The organism is Sphingobium sp. D43FB (assembly GCF_002312805.1).
Classification (GTDB): domain Bacteria; phylum Pseudomonadota; class Alphaproteobacteria; order Sphingomonadales; family Sphingomonadaceae; genus Sphingobium.
Genome location: NZ_NMUA01000266.1, coordinates 1 through 389, shown reverse-complemented (window position 1 = coordinate 389; position 389 = coordinate 1). Strand labels below are relative to the sequence as shown.

Annotated in this window: 1 protein-coding gene; it reads right to left on the bottom strand. The window is 57.1% G+C overall.

All coding sequences use genetic code 11. The features are described from left to right. The coding region (locus tag SxD43FB_RS24330) for a transglycosylase domain-containing protein (protein WP_176482937.1) at window positions 1–389 on the bottom strand (389 nt) is incomplete at both ends.

Below are 389 nucleotides of genomic sequence, written 5' to 3'. Positions count from 1 at the left end.
CTCGGTCATGGCCGCTTCGGACTTCATCTGCAGAATTGGATCGAAGCTGGTGAAGATCCGCAGACCCTCTTCGGTCAAGTCTTCGTCGCGATAGTCTTCGCGCAACTGGCGTTTGACCAAATCGAGGAAAACCGGGAACGAGCTGTCTGCCAGACTGCCGGTTCGGGTAACCCCCAAAGGCATTTTCTTCGCCGCAGCGACCACTTCGGCCGTTGCCACGCCCTGCTGTTCAAGCAGATCAAGGACCAGATTGCGCCGTTCAAGCGCACGCTCGGGATTGCGTCGCGGATTGTAGTAGGACGGGCCTTTGACCAGACCAACCAGCAACGCCACCTGATGCAACTTGAGTTCAGATAGCGGCTGACTGAAGAAATACTGGCTGGCCAGAC